This window comes from Roseovarius litoreus (assembly GCF_900142765.1).
Lineage (GTDB): Bacteria > Pseudomonadota > Alphaproteobacteria > Rhodobacterales > Rhodobacteraceae > Roseovarius > Roseovarius litoreus.
Window position 1 is genome coordinate 1 of sequence record NZ_FRCB01000013.1, and the last position, 18,487, is coordinate 18,487.

Annotated in this window: 15 protein-coding genes; 8 read left to right on the forward strand and 7 right to left on the reverse strand. The window is 58.1% G+C overall.

Going from position 1 to position 18,487, the window contains the following annotated elements:
- Nucleotides 1–587: 587 nt before the first annotated feature.
- On the reverse strand, nt 588–1,274 hold the full coding sequence (locus tag F3H35_RS17550; RefSeq protein ID WP_149780842.1) for a GntR family transcriptional regulator: 687 nt from the start codon (nt 1,272–1,274) through the stop codon (nt 588–590).
- Between the two features lie 139 nt (nt 1,275–1,413).
- Between F3H35_RS17550 and F3H35_RS17555 the strand changes: the two genes are divergently transcribed.
- Nucleotides 1,414–2,571, forward strand: coding sequence for a M24 family metallopeptidase (locus F3H35_RS17555; protein WP_149780843.1), 1,158 nt, complete (start codon nt 1,414–1,416; stop codon nt 2,569–2,571).
- 2 nt (nt 2,572–2,573) lie between these two features.
- Nucleotides 2,574–3,368: a carbon-nitrogen hydrolase family protein gene (locus tag F3H35_RS17560; protein ID WP_149780844.1), complete on the forward strand. Its 795-nt coding sequence runs from the start codon at nt 2,574–2,576 to the stop codon at nt 3,366–3,368.
- Between the two features lie 242 nt (nt 3,369–3,610).
- On the opposite strand, the gene F3H35_RS17565 is transcribed toward F3H35_RS17560, so the two are convergent.
- The 3 genes from F3H35_RS17565 to pdxR form a co-directional block, all read right to left on the reverse strand.
- Nucleotides 3,611–5,104 (reverse strand): aldehyde dehydrogenase, encoded by a 1,494-nt coding sequence (locus tag F3H35_RS17565; RefSeq protein WP_149780878.1) that lies wholly within the window; start codon nt 5,102–5,104, stop codon nt 3,611–3,613.
- Between the two features lie 13 nt (nt 5,105–5,117).
- Nucleotides 5,118–6,311, reverse strand: a complete 1,194-nt coding sequence (locus F3H35_RS17570; protein WP_149780845.1) for an epoxide hydrolase family protein — start codon at nt 6,309–6,311, stop codon at nt 5,118–5,120.
- Between the two features lie 117 nt (nt 6,312–6,428).
- Nucleotides 6,429–7,892, reverse strand: a complete 1,464-nt coding sequence (gene pdxR / locus F3H35_RS17575) for a MocR-like pyridoxine biosynthesis transcription factor PdxR (RefSeq protein ID WP_149780846.1) — start codon at nt 7,890–7,892, stop codon at nt 6,429–6,431.
- Nucleotides 7,893–8,036: 144 nt separating this feature from the next.
- Between pdxR and F3H35_RS17580 the strand changes: the two genes are divergently transcribed.
- From F3H35_RS17580 to F3H35_RS17590, 3 genes are read left to right on the forward strand one after another with little or no spacing between them, the layout of a single operon-like run.
- Nucleotides 8,037–9,107, forward strand: a complete 1,071-nt coding sequence (locus F3H35_RS17580; RefSeq protein WP_223228467.1) for a TRAP transporter substrate-binding protein — start codon at nt 8,037–8,039, stop codon at nt 9,105–9,107.
- Between the two features lie 23 nt (nt 9,108–9,130).
- The gene (locus F3H35_RS17585) at nt 9,131–10,501 is read left to right on the forward strand and encodes a TRAP transporter large permease (RefSeq protein WP_223228468.1); all 1,371 of its coding nucleotides are present in this window, start codon (nt 9,131–9,133) and stop codon (nt 10,499–10,501) included.
- Nucleotides 10,502–10,505: 4 nt separating this feature from the next.
- On the forward strand, nt 10,506–11,075 hold the full coding sequence (locus F3H35_RS17590; protein ID WP_223228469.1) for a TRAP transporter small permease: 570 nt from the start codon (nt 10,506–10,508) through the stop codon (nt 11,073–11,075).
- Nucleotides 11,076–11,369: 294 nt separating this feature from the next.
- Here F3H35_RS17590 and F3H35_RS17595 read toward each other — a convergent pair whose 3' ends face one another.
- The 3 genes from F3H35_RS17595 to F3H35_RS17605 form a co-directional block, all read right to left on the reverse strand.
- Nucleotides 11,370–11,675, reverse strand: coding sequence for a hypothetical protein (locus F3H35_RS17595; protein ID WP_149780848.1), 306 nt, complete (start codon nt 11,673–11,675; stop codon nt 11,370–11,372).
- A gap of 1 nt (nt 11,676) precedes the next feature.
- Complete coding sequence (locus F3H35_RS17600) at nt 11,677–12,726, reverse strand: phage minor head protein (protein ID WP_149780849.1); 1,050 nt, start codon at nt 12,724–12,726, stop codon at nt 11,677–11,679.
- 348 nt (nt 12,727–13,074) lie between these two features.
- The gene (locus F3H35_RS17605) at nt 13,075–13,485 is read right to left on the reverse strand and encodes a group III truncated hemoglobin (protein WP_149780850.1); all 411 of its coding nucleotides are present in this window, start codon (nt 13,483–13,485) and stop codon (nt 13,075–13,077) included.
- Between the two features lie 214 nt (nt 13,486–13,699).
- Here F3H35_RS17605 and ileS point away from each other — a divergent pair, with 214 nt between their 5' ends.
- The 3 genes from ileS to F3H35_RS17620 all read left to right on the forward strand — a co-directional run bounded on the left by ileS (nt 13,700) and on the right by F3H35_RS17620 (nt 18,472).
- Nucleotides 13,700–16,606 carry an isoleucine--tRNA ligase gene (gene ileS, locus F3H35_RS17610; RefSeq protein ID WP_149780851.1) on the forward strand — a complete coding sequence of 969 codons (2,907 nt, stop codon included), beginning with the start codon at nt 13,700–13,702 and terminating at the stop codon, nt 16,604–16,606.
- A 389-nt stretch (nt 16,607–16,995) separates the two neighbouring features.
- Nucleotides 16,996–17,703 (forward strand): ABC transporter permease, encoded by a 708-nt coding sequence (locus F3H35_RS17615; protein WP_007811280.1) that lies wholly within the window; start codon nt 16,996–16,998, stop codon nt 17,701–17,703.
- Nucleotides 17,696–18,472 (forward strand): ABC transporter ATP-binding protein, encoded by a 777-nt coding sequence (locus tag F3H35_RS17620; RefSeq protein WP_149780881.1) that lies wholly within the window; start codon nt 17,696–17,698, stop codon nt 18,470–18,472. The genes F3H35_RS17615 and F3H35_RS17620 overlap by 8 nt, the downstream gene beginning before the upstream one ends.
- Nucleotides 18,473–18,487 lie beyond the last annotated feature (15 nt).

Here is an 18,487-nt window from a genome sequence, read left to right on the forward strand (position 1 = left end):
CGGCGAAAAATCCCAGACCCAGCAAGAGGCTCGGCACACATACAGGTCCGATGATGCGAAAGAATGCCGCCGGTTTCACAGGCCCTCCCTGACGGGTTCTCTGGTTTGGAAGTGTGGCTTCCACAATTCGCTACGATTTTACAGGCCCCGTCAATCTCTTGCGGCGCCGTCCTGGTGACCCCATGGGTTTCATCCAGCCGCATCGACCCACATTGCGAACAACTTGGGGGAATGGGCTGAAGGGCCCGGAAAACGACAGCGGGAAATGTCAGAGTTCTTGCAACAAGCGGCGGTAACTAAACAATTTTTCTAGATCCAAGTATCTGGCTTCAAATAACTCGTGATGCCACTTTGCTGCCGGCCCCGGCAGCCCAAGAGGAGTGGAGGCGTGCAGCGGGTTTGCGCCGTTCAGCAGGCGGTTGGCGCAGTCGGCTGGAAAACGACGAAATTCCCTGCAACGCCGCAAGGCCGCACCGAGCCCAATGTACCGGATGCGGCACTCCGCGCATGTGGCCGCCTTGCGTTGAAAGCGACTGAGCCATCTTCCGATCGCCGGATCATGACATCAGCCATACGATAAACGCTGGTCATTCCCCTTCCCTCGACAGCAAGTGGGTTTTGATCCGTTGGTAGCCATATCCTATATGGGTTCTCTGGATAAACCCGATGGCCGTGACATCGCCCAGCTCCAACGCGGTGTTTATCTCGCCAAGTTCCGCCACCAGCGCCCGAGCCATTTCCAAGTCCCTTTGGCTGCTCACCAGGTACCAGGTGCTGGCTGCCTGGCAATAGGTCTGCCACCAAAATGACCTCAAAGTCCCATTGCCGATCAGGCTGGTGATCAGCACATGAAGGCGATGATTGATCTCGATGTATTTCCGGGAATCGAATGCGCTGCACAAAACTTTCGCGTCCTGCAGCAATGTCTGTCCGATCTCGCAATCAGTCTCGGTGATGCCGCGGGGGGACATGGTGCCGATCATCGGCGCAAGCTCAAGCCGCATGTCATAGACATGGCGGATTTGCGCGGCTGACAGTGCGACCACGACTGTGCCCACACCATTACGGGTTTCCACCAGGCCGAGATGACTGATGCGGCCGATCGCATCGCGTATCGGAGTTCTGCTGACGCCGAATTCAGCTGCCAGTTCAGCCTCTTTCAATTGAGTGCCTGGAGGGTAATCCAGAAAACAGATCCGCTGCAAAATCTCGGTCTGGATGGTTTCGGCCGTAGTTTTGATGTCTGGTGCGGTGCTTTTCTGCGAGAGGGTCATGCAGGTCTCCTTTGCCAAAGGTGCATACACCAGCGTCAATTTCGTAACAAGAATCGGTATTTTATTGAAATTGACTCCAAACCTGTATGCAGCTTAAGGATTCGACATACCTACCCGGCCCCCAATCCAGGAAACGCACATGCTCGACCAAGCCAAAATCCGCACTTTCGCCCTTCAGGCCCGGATGAAGGACCTCGGCATCCAGCGCGCGGTTTTCACGGATGAAAGCTCCATCGCTTATCTCTCGGGATTTTGGGGGTATTTGGGTATCGAATTTGGCCGCCCAACCATGTTGGTCATACATGCCGATGAGGCGCCCATCGTGATCACGCCTCTGATGGAAAGCGAAATGGTCGCTGCGATGACCTGGGTCGAAGATATACGCACATGGGAAGACATGGGGCAGCGCACCTGGGGACGGGCCCTAGCGGGCGCTTTGGGCGAAAAGCCGGATGAGATCTGGGTAGAGCGCAACAGCATCCCGGCAATTGTGCGCAACTACCTGGACGAAACCTATCCCGGTGTGCCGGTCAAGGATATCTCGCCGGTCCTCGGAGCTATGCGGATGATCAAAACCCCGTTTGAAATTCAGGTGATGAAAGAAGCAGGCCAGGTTGCGGGCGCGATGATGAAGGCCGCGCATCTCAGCCTGCAAGAGGGCGCTCAGGAGTATGAAAGCGCGCTTGCCGTGATCGAGGCTGGGTCGCGCAAGGCCGCGACATTTCTGACGGACAAGGGCTGGGACAGGTTCGTCTCGCCGATGATTCACAACCTGCAAATCCTGCAAAGCGGCAAAGACACATCCATGGTGCACCGCCGTGCCTCGGTCCGGGCGTATCAACGCGCTGATCCGGTATATTTTTGCTTTTGCAACATGGCGCAATTCAAGCAATACAAACTGGGCTTTGACCGGATGTTCCACATCGGCGAAATACGCGACGATGCTGCCCGCGTGCAACAAGCCGCGATTGACGCCCAACAGGCAGCACTCGCCGCCATCCGACCCGGTGTCGAAGCACAGGATGTGGCCGCAGCAGCAAACGAGGTTTACGCCGAACGTGGGTATGAAACCGGCTATCGCACCGGGCGGTCGATTGGTGTGGCCTATCTTGAGGCACCAGAGTTGAAAGCTGGCGACACCACAATCCTGCAGCCCGGAATGACCTTTGCTGTCGATGGCGGCATCTCCGTCGATGGAGTGACCGCCGGGCGTATTGGCGACTCTATTGTGGTGACCGAAAAGGGGTTCGACTACATCACCGAATATCCCCGAACACTCTTGGTTACGGACAGCTGAGGTTGAGCCGCTCGTTTCGACTTGCCGTCGGTCAAGCGCCGGCTGATCTGGACACGGTGCGTTGTCGCCTCGATTGGTTGTCGGGCGTGCTGCCCGAAGTCGCTGCCGAAGAGGCCGACCTTTTGCTCCTGCCCGAGCTTTTTGCCAGCGGCTACAACATCGGTGCGCAAGTCGCCGCGCGCGCGGAACCCGCCGACGGATACATTGCCCAGGCTGTTGCGGCTCTTGCCAAAAGTCACGGTGTCGCAATCCACTATGGGTTCCCCGAACTGGACCGAGGGGTGATCTTCAATGCGGCACAATGCATAGGGCCGGACGGGGCGCGTTTGGGCAGTCACCGCAAACTGGCTATTCCGCCGGGTTTCGAAGGGGATCATTTTTCACCCGGACAAGGGTGCGCGCTTTTTTGGTATCGCGGTGTGCGTATAGCAACACTGATTTGCTATGACGCTGAATTCCCGGAAACCGTGCGGCATGTGGCCTCGATGGGGGCTGAGCTTGTGCTGGTGCCTACTGCCCTTGGCGCTCAGTGGGAATGGGTCGCACAACGCATGATCCCGACGCGCGCTTATGAAAACGGAGTCTTTCTTGCGTATGCGAACAGCGCGGGCAGCGAACATGGCATGACCTTTCTGGGTCAAAGCTTTATCGCAACTCCGGACGGCCATGAACTGGCGCGCGCAAACACGCAAGCTCAGGTAATCTATGGTACGTTGCAGCTGGACAAAGTATCAGCCGCCCAGGCACGGCTGCCCTATCTGACGGATCGCGCAGCTCTGAAAATGGACATCCGTTAGGCCGAACACAAAGCCCGCATCGATTGGATTAACCGATCTCAAGATGTTCCTTTTGCAGCGAAGGCCCGGTCTCAAGGGCTGCATCGCAGCAGGCGTAGCAGATGCTCAAAGTCAGGTCAGGGTGGCTTTCAAGCAGGCCGTTTCCTGTTTCCGGGGTGACTGGTAGTCGATACCTGACGCATATGGGTTTGGCGGCGATGGCACCGCTGTGGCGGTTTCCGGATGCAGGCTTTCGATTTGACTCAGCCGGATGCCGACTGGATCCAGATCGTTTTGGTTTGCAAGTATTGATCTAGGGCCTCGGTGCCGTTGTCGCGGGCCAGGGAGCCGGATTGCTTGTATCCGCCGAAAGGCGTCTTGATGTCGCCTTCGGAAAATCCATTCACGGAAACGGTGCCACAAGGCAAAGAGCGGGCCATGTGCAAGGCGCGGTCGATATCCTGCGTGAACACGGTTGCGTGCAGGCCATAGTCGGTGTCGCTGGCGATTTCCAACGCTTGCTCGGCGCTGTTTATCGGCATGATGCCCAGAACTGGCCCAAAGATTTCCTCGCGGGCGATCTTCATGTCCGGGGTAACATTCCGAAATACGGTTGGCTTGATGAAATAGCCGGGCAGATCGCTGTCTCCGCCCATTGTCATAAGCGCGCCATCGTCTAGACCGCTTTGAATGTAACGCATGACCATGTCCTTGTGGTCCTTGGTGATCATCGAGCCGATATCCGTTGCCGGATCCAGCGGATCGCCCAATTTGAACGCCTTGACCCGGTCAGAGATGCGGGCGGCAAACTCCTCGACCAGCGGCGCGGCGATCAATTGGCGCATATTGGCAGAACAGTTCTGACCGCCGTTCCAGAAGGCTGACATGGCCGCGTGTTCGATCAGATCGTTACCGATCATGGCGTCATCCAAAACGATGAACGGGCTTTTGCCGCCCATCTCGAGGCCAATGCTTTTAAGATTGCTGTCGCCGGAATACCGCATGAACATGCGGCCAACATCCGTTGATCCGGTGAACGATACCGTATCGATGTCATTATGTAGGCCAATCGCCGCCCCCGCCGTTTCGCCAAAACCCGGCACGATGTTGATCACGCCATCCGGGACACCTGCCTCTTGCATCAATTCCGCCAGTCGAATGGCGGACAGAGGCGTCTGCTCGGCCGGCTTGATCACCGCTGAGCAGCCAACCGCGAGAGAGGGCGCGATTTTCCACGCAGCCATAACGAGAGGGAAATTCCAGGGAAGCACGGCACCGGCCACCCCTGCGGGCTCTTTGGTGATGAGCGCCAGTGTCCCCGGTCCTGTAGGAGCGATCTTGCCGAATGTCTTGTCGGCGAGTTCTGCATACCACTGGAAGAATTTCGGCACCTCGGTGCCGATTTCTTCCATGCAGTCCTTTATCGTTTTTCCGGTGTCGAGACTTTCCAGAACGGCCAGTTCATGGACATGGTCGCGCACCAGCCTGGCCACCTTCAAAAGAACCTCCTTGCGCTCTTCCGGCTCGGCCCGTGACCATATGCCGGCGTTGAACACTCGGCGCGCGGCGGCCACGGCACGGTCCACATCGGCGGATTTGCAATGCGCGACGTCACACAGGATCTGCCCGGTCGCGGGGTTGATTGTTTCGAACCTGTCCCCGTCCGCTGAATTACAAAACTTGCCGTCGATAAAGGCCTGGCCATTCGGTTTGACCTTGTCGGCAATGGCCTGAAACTCGGGATAAGAGAGCGTCATGGTTGTCTCCGTGCTATGAACCGCGCAGGGTGCGCGCGAATGTCCGAATGTCGCCCATGAGCATCCCGGGCTCTTCCATCGCGGCGAAATGGCCGCCGCACGGCATCTCGGTCCAATGGGTAATGTTGTAGATGCGCTCGGCATAGGATCTGGGTGGCCACCGCAGCATCTCGGCAGGAAAAACCGCGCAACCCGTCGGCACTTCCACACGCCTGCCTTCGGGCGACAGAATGCGACCACCTTCTTCGCGCCGCCCGTAATAGATCCAGGAGGCTGTGTTGAAGGACCGGGTGAGGATGTAGATCATGATATTGGTCAGCAAGTCGTCCTTGCTATGCGCGCGTTCTATTTCGCCCGGTGGCACATCGGACCAATCATGAAATTTCTCCACCAGCCAAGCGGCGATACCGACAGGGCTGTCCATCATCGCATAGCTCAGTGTTTGTGGCCGTGTGGCCTGTTGGATCCGGTAGCCATTCTGCATGACCTGATCTTCTTCAAACTGCTTCGCCCAGGCGATCTCTTCGAGTGTCTGCGGCCCATCTGGATGGCGCATCGTCAACACGTTGATATGGATGGCTGAACAGGACGGAGCGTGCTCGTATCCCAGCCACGAACAAATCGCGCCGCCCCAGTCTCCGCCCTGCGCGAGATAGCCTTCAAATCCAAGCACATCGGTCATGAGCTTGTTTATGATGCTTGCCATTTTGCGAGGGCCATAGGGGCGCGGCGGCCGCCCGGAGAACGCGAAGCCGGGCAATGACGGCGCGATGACCGTAAAGGCATCTGCGACATCGCCGCCGAAACGCTCGGGATGAGCAAGAGGCTCGATCAGATCAAAAAACTCGGCAACTGATCCGGGCCAACCGTGACTGATCATCAAGGGCATGGGATCAGGCCCACTGCCCGGCTCATGGATGAAATGCATGTCGATTCCATCCACATCCGCCTTGAACTGCGGAAAGGAATTCAACCGGGCTTCCTGTGCGCGCCAGTCGAACTCCTCAACCCAATAGGCGCAAAGCTCTTTCATGTATTCGAGATTGGCACCGTAGCTCCAGCCGCCATCATCCGGCATCTCGTGCCAGGGAAACTCGACAACGCGCGCCCGAATTGCCTCCAAAACCTCGTCGGAAACTTGGCATTCGAACGGGGTGACCGGATTGCCTTGTATCGTTCGATCCTTCACAACTGGCTTTCCCAACATGATTTCTCCCACGCGATGCCGCTTTTCGTTTGCACCGATCAGGCCAGTTAACGGGTTCAGACCGAATTGGACGAGAGACAGGTCAGGAAATTCGAAGGGACAGATGAAGCGGCGGCATCAGAGCAGGGCGCGGACCTCATCCGCTATGATCTCAACCCCGGCTTCCAGTTTTGAAACCGGAACATAGGCGAAACCCAGCCGGAAACTGCGCTTGTCATCGTTCTTGAGGTAATAATCCTGGCCGCGGTCAACGAGAACGCCCTTTTCCCGCAGGCGCCTGGTCAATTCTGATGCGTCGAACCCGTCCGGCCCAGTAAGCCAAAAAGACGTACCACCCTCCGAGTCGGTGCGAAGCAACATGCCCAAGTGCTTGGTTATTGCCCGATTCATCGTGTGCCAGCGCTTGTTGTAACGCCTCTCGATGTTTCGCAAATGTGAATCGTAATGTCCCAGTTGAAAGAACAGGGCGACAATCTCCTGCACGATCGTCGGCGGATGTCGCATCATGACGCCGCGCGCGACCCGGGCTTCGCGGATGATGTCACGATGAGCGACGATGAACCCAAGGCGAATACCGGGAGAAATGGTCTTGGACAGGCTGCCCACATAGATCACGCGGCCCGTCTTATCCATCGAGCGTATGGACGGCGACGATTTGGCGACGTAGTTCATTTCCGCCTCGTAATCGTCTTCAATGATCAAGAAGTCCTTGGCCTCGGCGGTTTGCAGCAGCTCTTCCCGCCTCTGCTGGCTCATGGTGACCATGGTCGGAAACTGGTGACTTGGTGTTGTGAACACAAGTTGACACCCGGCAGGTATCGCACTGGGGATGAGTCCATCGCTGTCGATCGGCACGCCGATCATTTCAATCCCTGCGAGACGAAACGCGTTGCGGGCGCCAAAGAAACCTGGATCTTCCAAGGCGACCGGCTTTGCCGAATGGGCAAAGATCGTACCCAGAATGTACAATGCGTTTTGTGACCCCAGGGTGATCAATATCTCGTCTTCATTCGCATAGATGCCGCGTGTATTGAGCAGTCTTTGGCGCAATTGCTTGATCAGTTGCGGGCTATCGCTTTCGACCGAGTCGCTCGCCCAGACGGTCATTTTTTTGCGGCCCAGAGCCTGCCTGGTGCATTCTCGCCAGCCATCAACCGGAAATAGATCAGGATCAATCTGATTATAGATGAACGGATAAGGATATGCGTTCCAGTCCAGCGGATTGACGATCGGCATAAGGTTCTTGGTTTGAAAAGTGACGGGGCAAGGCACCTCTTGTTGCGGGGTGCTTGCTGTTCGGGAGCTCACTTTTTTCAGGCCCGCCATTTGCGGCGCCACGAAATAGCCTGAGCGATCACGCGACACCAGCAGTTCGAGATCCACCAGCCGGTTATAAGCGGCAAAGACGGTATTGCGCGACACGCCCAACTGCTCTGCCAACTCTCGGCACGACGGCAACGGCCGATCGAGCGCGAGGGCTTCCGATGTAATCGCGGAGCTGACCACCTCGCAAATCTGGTCCCGAAGGCTGAGTTGCGAAGTCTCCGGGAGCTTCAAGAACCTGGGCGAAACCGAAGCCAAGAGATCTCCCCTTCCAAGAAAATGGCAGCATAGGCAAACCATAGCGCCATACGGAACAGACTGTCAGGCTCATTTCGATCTGTCCCCTGTTTTCAAATCATCTGTCACTTTCTTTGCCCCGAGCCGCGGGGAAAGATGTGCGCAATGAACATCCAACGATGGGAGTGGAAAAAGATGAAACTAATGACGATGGGGAAGGCATTCTGCCTTGCAAGTGCACTGGCTTTGTCTGCACAGGCCGCTGCCGCAGAGAAAGTACTGAAACTGGGAACGGTCGGTTTCATCGGGATGCCGATTGGCGATGCGATTGACCAGGCGCTGATCCCGACACTTGAAAGAGAGTCTGGCGGCAAGCTGACGATCGAACCGCACTATCGCAAATCACTTTGCAGCGAACAGACCTGTGGCGAGCAGGCCAACCAGGGCCTTCTGACGCTCTGGACAAGTTCAACCGCAAATTTCGGCAACTTCGGCACCGCACTGGCCATTTTTGACCTGCCGTACATCTTCAAGAGCATCGAGGACGCCGACCGCATTTCGTCCGAGTGGCTGGCCGAAAAGCAATGCCAGATCGCCGCCGAGGAGGCGGGACATGTCTGCTTGACCGTCTATTCAAGCGGAGGTTTTCGGCAGTTGGGCAACGCTCATGGGCCGGTACGTGTTCCGGCTGACATGGAAGGCATCAAGTGGCGCGTGACCAAAAGTCCTATCGAATACACGCTGGTCAAGAACTGGGGCGCCGTCCCGGTACCCTATGACTGGGGACAATTGTATCAGGGGCTGCAAACCGGCGTTGTTTCGGGCCAATACGTCGCCACGCCCTGGCAGTACGTTGCCAAGCTGCATGAAGTTGCGCCCTATTTCACGGAAATCGGCGGGTCGTGGTCGGGCAACCAGCTTTCGATCGATAAGCGACAGTATGATGCACTGAGCGAGGAAGAACGCGAATGGTTGCATGTGGCAGCCAAGGCCTTTGGTGAAAAGGTCCAGGAACTCGATCGGGCCTGGGTCGAGGCAGGCGAAGCGGAGATCAAGAAAACCGCCAAGGATTGGTACGTGCCGACCGAAGAGGAACTTACACTTTGGCGCGCGGGTGCGATCGATGCGTGGCTCAACGCAAAGGGCACCTACGATCCGGAAACCGCCAGGCGGGTTCTGGAGGAGCAGGGCATGGACAGCTTCATCGTCCAGCTGGAAGAAGCCGGCGCACTGTAAAACTGCCCAATCGCGTATGATGCATGGTGGCGTGGACCGATTTCGCGCCACCATTGTCGCGGAAGATGACTACGGTTCCCGTATCACGAATAGGACGGCACTTTATGGAAAGCATCGCGCTACTGACGATCCTGGTCGTGATGATCATGCTGGGCGCTCCGGTTGGCTTCACCATGATCCTGATTCCGGTGGTCTATATCCTGATCACCGATGCGGCCCCGATGATCCTGATCCCAAGCCAGATGTTCCAAGCGATCGACTCGGTCCCGCTTACCGCGATTCCGTTCTTCATGCTGACGGGCGAATTGATGACATCGGCCACCATAACCGACCGTCTGGTGGATCTCAGCCGGCGCATCATCGGGCGGATGCGCGGCAGCATGGCTCAGGCCAATGTGTTGGTCAGCATGTTCTTTGCCGGCATGAACGGATCGGTCGTTGCCGACACCGCTACAGTCGGCTCCCTGTTGGTTCCCGGCATGAAAAAGGCGGGATACCCGCCTGAATTCGCCGCCGCGATCACTGCGGTCAGTTCAACCATCGGAGGGATTATTCCGCCTTCGATCATGATGATCATTCTCGCCAACGCTGCCGGGATCTCGGTAGGGGCACTCTTTGCCGGGGGGATTGTCCCGGGTCTTATGATCGGCGGGCTGCTGATGGTGATCAACTATGTGATCGCAAGGCGAAGAAATTTTGAACGCAGCGAAGAGCCCTTCAGCCTGAAAGGTATCGCCGTCGCCAGTTACCGGTCATCCTTCGCATTGTTGATACCGATCGTGCTGGTCGGCTCGGTCGTCTTTGGCATTGCCGGCGTCGTCGAGGCCGGCGCACTGACCGCGACAATCGCCCTGGTCGTCGGTGTCTTCATTTACCGGACCATTACTTGGACCAATTGCAAGAGCGCCTTGGTCCGTGCCTTCCGTAGCTCGGCCCTCGTCTTTATCATCATCGCGGCGTCTGGCCCTTTCAGTTGGCTTCTGACATCGCTCGGTGCAATCGGACAGCTGGAGGAATGGCTGCTTGGCTATACCTACAATCCTTTCGTATTCGCACTTGTCCTGGTCCTGTTCATATGTCTGCTGGGCATGGTCATGGACTCAGCGGCCAATATTATCGTCGTCGGCCCCGTGCTGGTGGATGTCATGGTCAAGGCCGGCTATCCGGACGTGCAGGCCGCGCTGGTCGTTGTCGTCGGGTTCCTGATCGGATCGGTCACCCCGCCCGTTGGTGTCGCCTTCTTTACAGCAGGCGCCATTGCGGAAGTTCGGCTCGAAAAGGTCGCCATCGCGATGCTGCCCTATCTGGCCGCCCTTTTCGTCCTGTTGTTCGTCCTGATCATCGTGCCGGATTTCACCATGTATTTGCCACGCGTCCTGGGCTTCGGAGGATGACGGCTTGGAGGGGCTCACAATGATTTCGGTCATCCAGTTCATCGACCGGGCTGTCAAAAAGACCCTGACCGCCTTTTGTGCGACGTTACTTGTGATGATGGTGGCATTCACCGTCTATTCGGTCGTGATGCGCTATGTTTTCAAGAATCCGCCGATCTGGGGCGACCTGCTGACCGTGCTCAGCAATATCTGGCTGGTATTCTTTGCCCTGGCCCTGACGGTACGCGACAAGGATCACATCGCACTGGACCTGATTTACAACTGGCTTCCCCGGCAGGTCGCCTTTTGCGTCCAGCAGTTCTGGACTGCCGTAATCTTCTGTCTCGGGCTCGTAATGATCATCTGGGGGCTTGAGGCTGTGGCGACCATGGGCGGCAAATACTGGGAAATGTGGCATTTCACATGGGAGGACGGCGGCATCGTGTTCAAGCCCAATTACATGCCCAAGAAATATGCCATCGCCATCGTTCCGATATCGGGTTTTCTGGTCTGCGTGGCCGCGATTGCCTCGATCATTGAGGACAGCCTGCGGCTCAGGAAAGGAACATACAGACAGTCAAAGGATGTGGATTGAGCCGACGCGCCGTACCGTCCGGAACCGTCCTAATATGCAAACCATGCCCTGCCGGTTCGCCCAACGCACCGGCAGTACGGGTGCCCGTCATTTGAGCGATCGGATCAGTGCAATAACGGGGCGTCGGCAAAACACGCTTTGCGACCTCAGGCGGCAAACGCAGCAGCTGTTACGTTAGGTCGGGGAGCGGTTGATGGCTGCTCCTTGCACGAATGGCCGCTAAGCGGGACGAAGTGTAAATTCGCTGCGTTTGCCCCAATGTCGGCTATGAGAGTTTCTGCATTGAAAAGCGGCCTAAGATAGTGAAGCCGCCCAGCCCAAAAAGTCTCGAAAAAGGAAACGAACGCCTTGATCTTGAATGACCCAATCAGCCTTCGATTCATTGAACCAAAGTGTGCCCAGGTCAATTTTGTCATCGGCTAGGAGTTTCTCGCCGTACTTAGACAGTTCAAGGACTGCTTGATCACCGTATCCCTGCCGAAAATCTTCATAGATCGCATAGCGTGCGCCGGGCTTGTCTGAATCCCACTCCGGATAGATAAGGTCCAGGTCTTGGTGAAGCTGCAGCGTAAAATCATAAAAGGACTGTGGTGGCTTCATATCAGTCCCTCCTTTGATATGAAGTGATAATGATAAAGCCATCGGGCATATCTGGGGCATGCTCGATAACAGTTCCGACACCAAACGTCTGTCGAAGAATTGCGGGGGATGAGCGTCGTTGTGTCACTCGGAACGCCTCCGTTCCTGTCGGCGAAGCGAATTCGCTTTTTAAGAATGCCCTGTTTCTTCTTCCGCTAGCAACGTCTTCGACTAGGGCAGCATTGTTGGCAAGGTTGGAGTTCGTCAACTTAAGCGCGGCCTCAAGCGATGAAAATGACCCATGGCGATAGCGATAAAGGTTAAGAAATGGAGAGCGAACGCGAGGAGTTGTGACAGATCTCAGCAGGAAATCGTCGCTCTTTCCTACGTGTTGAGCAATGGTATGCCCTCCCCGAACTTCATGTTCTAACAAATCCTGTGGAGGAACGCTGACGTCGAAGTCGGCAAGAAATACATTGTCTTGAGGTGCTGGGGCAATCGGTTCCGCATAACACCTACAGTTATGCGCCTCGCCAGGATGCCCGCCCGCCGGGGGATCGTCCCAACGAAACACCTTGTCGTCATATTCTGCATGGCTATCGCGCACCTTGGGATCGTCCTGCGAGCGCCAAACATACCTCTCAATGCCAAGGTCTTCCTGCCGGAGTTGATTGATCAGTCCTGCAAAGGCGCGCAAAAGGCGTTCTTCCATGGCCGTTCGAAGCGGCCTAAGCCGTTGCGGATGATTTTGATACTCGCTGTATATGCTCTCAAGCCGAGCGTCCCATGCGTTGAGCGCTTCCGTCTTTGCATCGGACACATCTCGCAAATCGGATGGCGAAAAAGTTGGCACCGAGTCAGGCGGCGTCAGCGCGTTCAGCAGCATCAGGGTGTTTTCAGCAGTCACCTGATCGAGGCGTTCGCTGAAACCGGCCCGCAAAGCGGAATAGTCTGGGAAAGTGGATTTGAGCGACAATCCCAAGCGGTAGCCAACCAGACGACCATGTCGCTGCGCTATTCTGTACTGGCTGTCGCCACCATGCCGGAGGAAATCGCTGAAACTGTGTTGCATGGAGCCTCCGAGTGCGTGCGAGGCAGGTTCTATTCACAATTGGTAAAGAAAAGATAAGACCACCGTTCGCAACATACTCTACTCGCGTCAGAACCAGACATTTAAACGTTGCGCAGCATCGGCGACTTTGGGCTCGCCGCGGCATCTACAAACTACGGCTTAGGGCCGCTAACCCCATCCAACGGATGCAGGATTTTCCAAAGTCCTGCCCACGCGATGTCGAAATCGCGCCGCCCGGTTGCGGCCGTCTCCCCCAATTCAAAGCGATTTGCGTACGGGATGGACACAAATCCCGGGATCAGACCCGGGTTTCGTCCCAAACGCGCGTAGGTTTCGTACGGATTGTACTCACCTGAGCTTGGGGATCCCACCGGGCAGGGTCTCCCGTTCGACCACGCTCGCGCGCATCGAGCGGCCGATCCGGTGCGCCAGATGCGACCATGCGGCGGCCTTCTCGGGCGGCAATTCGGCCTTCAGGATCGTGTCGAACAGGCCCAGCCAAGTCGAGAACATCCCCGGCTTGACGTTGCCCGCCCGGACATGCACCGCCACCGGATTGCCCGTGTAGCTGCGCTCGTGCAGGATGGAATTTGCCCAGAAATCAACGACTTTCGCCTCATGCGCCGGCCAGTCGTCGACATGCGCGGCGAACACCGGCCCCAGTCCGGGGTGAGTTCGGGCGGCCGCGTAGAACGCTCTCACGACCCGGTCGATCTCGGGCCGCGTGATCTCGAAGCGCGGGGGCAGGGCGGTACTCATGCCCCCTATGTGGCCCGCCTTTGGTCGTCGTGCAAGCACCCACTGGACCAATCCCGCACCCATCCCTATAACCCCCCCCATGATGTGGATACCGGCGATCATCTCCCGAATTACGGGCCCGGCGCTCTGACTGGTCGGAGTTGCCGGGACTTCTGGCGTAAGCCATTGCGCCACCACCGTTTTTTCAGACATCGCTGTGACAGAGGACGCCCCTATGAGCGCCGAAATGCCCGACTACAAAGACACTTTGAACCTGCCGCAGACCGACTTCCCGATGCGCGCGGGTCTGCCCAAACGCGAACCCGAATGGCTGGAGCGTTGGGAAAAGCTTGCCATCTACGACCGCCTCCGCGACCGCGCCGAGGGCCGCGCGCCCTTCACCCTGCATGACGGCCCCCCCTATGCCAACGGCCACCTGCATATCGGCCACGCGCTGAACAAGATCCTCAAGGACATGGTCGTGCGCAGCCAGCAGATGATGGGCCGCGACGCGCGCTACATCCCCGGCTGGGACTGCCACGGTCTGCCGATCGAATGGAAGATCGAGGAACAGTATCGCGCCAAGGGCAAGAACAAGGACGAGGTCGACGTGGTCGATTTCCGTCAGGAATGCCGCAAGTTCGCCGAAGGCTGGATCGGTATCCAGCGCGACGAGTTCAAGCGCCTCGGGATCACGGGAAAGTGGGAAAAACCCTATCTTACCATGGACTTCCGTGCCGAGCGGATCATCGCTGAGGAGTTCCAGAAATTCCTCATGACGGGGACGCTCTACCAGGGGTCCAAGCCGGTGATGTGGTCGCCCGTGGAAAAGACCGCGCTCGCCGAGGCCGAGGTCGAGTATCACGACAAGGAAAGCTTCACCATCTGGGTGAAGTTCAAGGTGCTGACCGAAGGTGATCTGCAAGGTGCCAATGTCGTCATTTGGACGACGACGCCGTGGACGATCCCGTCCAACAAGGCGGTCGTTTACGGCGACAGCTTTGCCTATGGTCTCTACGAGGTCACCGGCACACCGAACGAATGCTGGGCCAATGTCGGAGACCGTTTCCTTCTGGCCGACAAGCTGGCCGCCGACGTAATGGCCCGCGCCCGGCTCGAGGATGGTATGTGGACCCGTGTCCGTGACGTCACCGCCGATGAGCTGTCGACCCTGTCGCTCGCTCATCCCCTCGCGGGTGCCGATGGCGCGAAGGGCGAATGGGACGATCCGCGCGATTTCCGCGCCGCCGATTTTGTGACAGACGAGGAAGGCACCGGCTTTGTCCATTGCGCCCCGTCCCACGGGATGGAGGAGTTCGAGCTTTATCGCGATCTGGGAATGCTGGAACAGGTCATCACCTATAACGTGATGGATGACGGCGGCTTCCGGGCTGACTTGCCGTTTTTCGGCGGCAAGTTCATCCTTGACCGCAAGGGCAAGGAAGGAAACGCCAACAAGGCCATCATCGACAAGCTGATCGAAGTGGGCGGCCTTCTGGCGCGCGGCAAGATCAAGCATTCCTACCCGCATTCATGGCGCTCCAAGGCGCCGGTGATCTATCGCAACACACCGCAATGGTTCGCCGCCATCGACCGCCCTGTGGGCGATGGCCAGGATACCTATGGCAAGACGATCCGCGAACGCGCGCTGACCTCGATCGACCAGCTTGTGACATGGACGCCGCGGACCGGGCGCAACCGGCTCTATTCGATGATCGAGGCGCGCCCTGACTGGGTTCTCAGCCGCCAGCGTGCCTGGGGTGTGCCGCTCACCTGCTTCACCAAAGCCGGCGCCATGCCCAATGACCCCGATTATCTGCTGCGTGACGAAAAGGTGAATGCCCGCATCCTCGAGGCGTTTGAGGCCGAAGGTGCGGACGCATGGTACAAGCCCGGCGCCAAGGAGCGGTTCCTGGGCAATGATTACGACCCTGCCGAATGGACCAAGGTGGATGACATTCTGGATGTCTGGTTCGACAGCGGATCGACCCACGCCTTTGTTCTGCGCGACCGCGAGGACGGGTCCGAGGATGGTCTGGCCGATCTTTATCTTGAAGGCACCGACCAGCATCGCGGTTGGTTCCATTCCTCGATGCTGCAGGCCTGCGGCACCATTGGCCGCGCGCCCTATCGCGGTGTGCTGACCCACGGTTTCACGCTGGACGAGAAGGGCAACAAGATGTCCAAATCGCTCGGCAATACCGTCGCGCCTGAAGAGGTGGTCAAGCAATATGGCGCCGATATCCTGCGGCTTTGGGTGGCGCAGTCGGACTATACTGCAGATCTGCGCATCGGCCCCGAGATCCTCAAGGGGGTGGCCGACGGGTATCGCCGCCTGCGTAATACGATGCGGTTCATGCTGGGCGCCCTGGCGCATTTCGACGAGGCGGACCGCACGGATCTTCAGGACATGCCCGAGCTGGAACGGTGGGTGCTGCACCGCCTGGCCGAATTGGATGAGGTGGTGCGCAAGGGCTATGACGCCTACGATTTCCAGGGCGTGTTCCAGCAGCTTTTCAACTTCGCGACGGTCGAGTTGAGCGCCTTCTATTTCGATATCCGCAAGGACGCGCTCTATTGCGATGGCGACACCGCGCGCCGCCGCGCCGCACGCACCGTGCTGGATATCCTGTTCCACCGGCTGACCACCTGGCTTGCGCCCGTGCTGGTCTTCACAATGGAAGAGGTCTGGCTGGAACGCTATCCGGGCGACGAGTCCTCGGTGCATTTGACCGATATTCCCGAAACCCCTTCCGAGTGGCGCGATGACGCGCTGGCTGCGAAATGGACCCGTGTCCGTCAGGCCCGCCGCGTGGTGACAGCCGCGCTGGAAATCCAGCGGACCGACAAGGTGATCGGTGCCAGCCTGGAAGCGGCACCGGTGGTGCATGTGGACGACCCTGACATGCTCGCCGCGCTGAAGGCGGTCAACTTCGAGGATGTCTGCATCACCTCGGATATCGTGCTGACCGGTGATCCCGCACCCAACGAGGCGTTCCGCATGCCCGAAGTGGCAGGGCTTGGCGTGGTCTTCGAGCGGGCAATGGGCGAAAAATGCCAGCGCTGCTGGAAAATACTGCCAGATGTGGGCACACACGCCCATCCCGGCACCTGCAAGCGCTGCAACGAGGCCTTGGGCTGAGACAAACCGCGCTGCGGGTGTCAGTCAAGACGCCCGCGGCGTGCCTGAGCCGCGAAACGCAGCTTCGTGCCGAGCGTTTTGGCGATGCTTTCGCGGTTTGAGCAGGGTCGACATCGCGCTGCTGTTTGCATCGGCCATTCCGTCGACATCGCGCTGCAGTCGCGCCACTACCCCACAATAAACAGGATTCAACGTATCCAGGCGCTGTCCGGTGTCAGCCGCCATGTGGCGACTTCTGATCAATCGCTGGAATAAAGCGCACTGTCGATGCGATGGCTCTGTCCCCCTCCAAGCGACGGATCACGTTGGATGTTTCCGTGCTTGCGGATGGTCGCAATTTTACGTTAAACTTTGCATAATTTCCGGAAAGATCGGATCGGGGGGTAAATTTGCAGGATTTCAGCGAAGCGTTTCGACTGGCTTTGTCGCTTGTTTTCTCAGGCGATTCTGACCTTGTCGAGATCGTTGCGCTTTCCTTGCAGGTGAGCCTGACCGCCACGGCGCTTGCCTGCATCATCGGCCTGCCCCTTGGAGCGCTTGTCGCGATCACCCGGTTTCCGGGGCGCAATGCCGTATTGATCCTGTTCAATGCGCTGATGGGGCTGCCGCCTGTTGTCGTCGGCCTCTTCGTCTATCTGCACCTGTCGCGCGCCGGGCCTCTGGGCTTTCTTGGGCTGCTCTACACGCCGACGGCCATGATCATCGCGCAGACGATCCTGATCACGCCGATTGTCATGGCGCTGTCGCGGCAGGTGCTCGAAGATCTCAATGCAGAATATTCCGAGCAGTTCCGCTCGCTGGTGCTGTCGCGCTGGCAGCAGGTCAGGGCGCTGATCTGGGATGCGAGGTTTTCGCTCATGACCGTGGGGCTTGCAGGCTTTGGCCGCGCCGTGGCCGAAGTCGGCGCGGTCATGATCGTCGGAGGCAATATCGATCATCTGACCCGGGTCATGACCACGGCGATCGCGCTGGAGACGTCCAAAGGCGATCTGGCCTTGGCACTGGCGCTTGGTCTGGTGCTGATGGTGATCGCCCTTGGCGTGAATGCAATGGTCCAATCCCTGCGCATGACGGCTGTGCGCCATGCCTATGCGTGATGTTGCTTTGCATACCGAGATGAGCCGCGGCGCGCCCGATGCCGCTGCTTCGCAGATGGTGCCGGATAGCCGGGCCTTGACCACGAGCGATCTGAGTTTGACGATCGACCAGAAGCCTTTGATCCGTGACGTGACCCTGTCCTTGTCACCGGACGGGATCACCATGGTCATGGGGCCGAACGGGGCGGGGAAATCCCTGTTGCTCAGGCTGATCCACGGATTGATCCCGCCAAGTTCGGGGCATGTTCACTGGGGCGGGCGGACACTTTCGGATGATCTGAGGCGCGATCAGTCGATGGTGTTCCAGAAACCCGTTGTGCTGCGCAGATCCGTGGCGGCCAACGTGGATTTTGCACTGAAGGCACGTGGTGTCCGGGATCCGGCGCGCCGTGATGCGCTTTTGGATCATGTCGGTCTTCTGGATCATGCGCGTCAGCCCGCGCGCCTGTTGTCGGGGGGCGAACAGCAAAGGCTTGCGCTGGCGCGGGCCCTGGCGACCGAGCCTAAGGTCATGCTGATGGATGAGCCCACGGCAAGCCTTGATCCTGCATCCGTTCTGAAGATCGAACAGATCGTTCAGGAGGCACGCGCCAAAGGTACAAAGATCATCTTCGTGACCCATGACCTTGGTCAGGCCGGGCGTCTGGCTGACGATGTGATCTTCATGAACCGTGGCCGGCTGCACGAATATGGCCCCGCGGACCTGTTTCTGTCCCGACCCGAGACGCAGGAGGCGCGTGACTTCCTGCAGGGCCGGATTGTCGTCTGATCACCACTCAATACC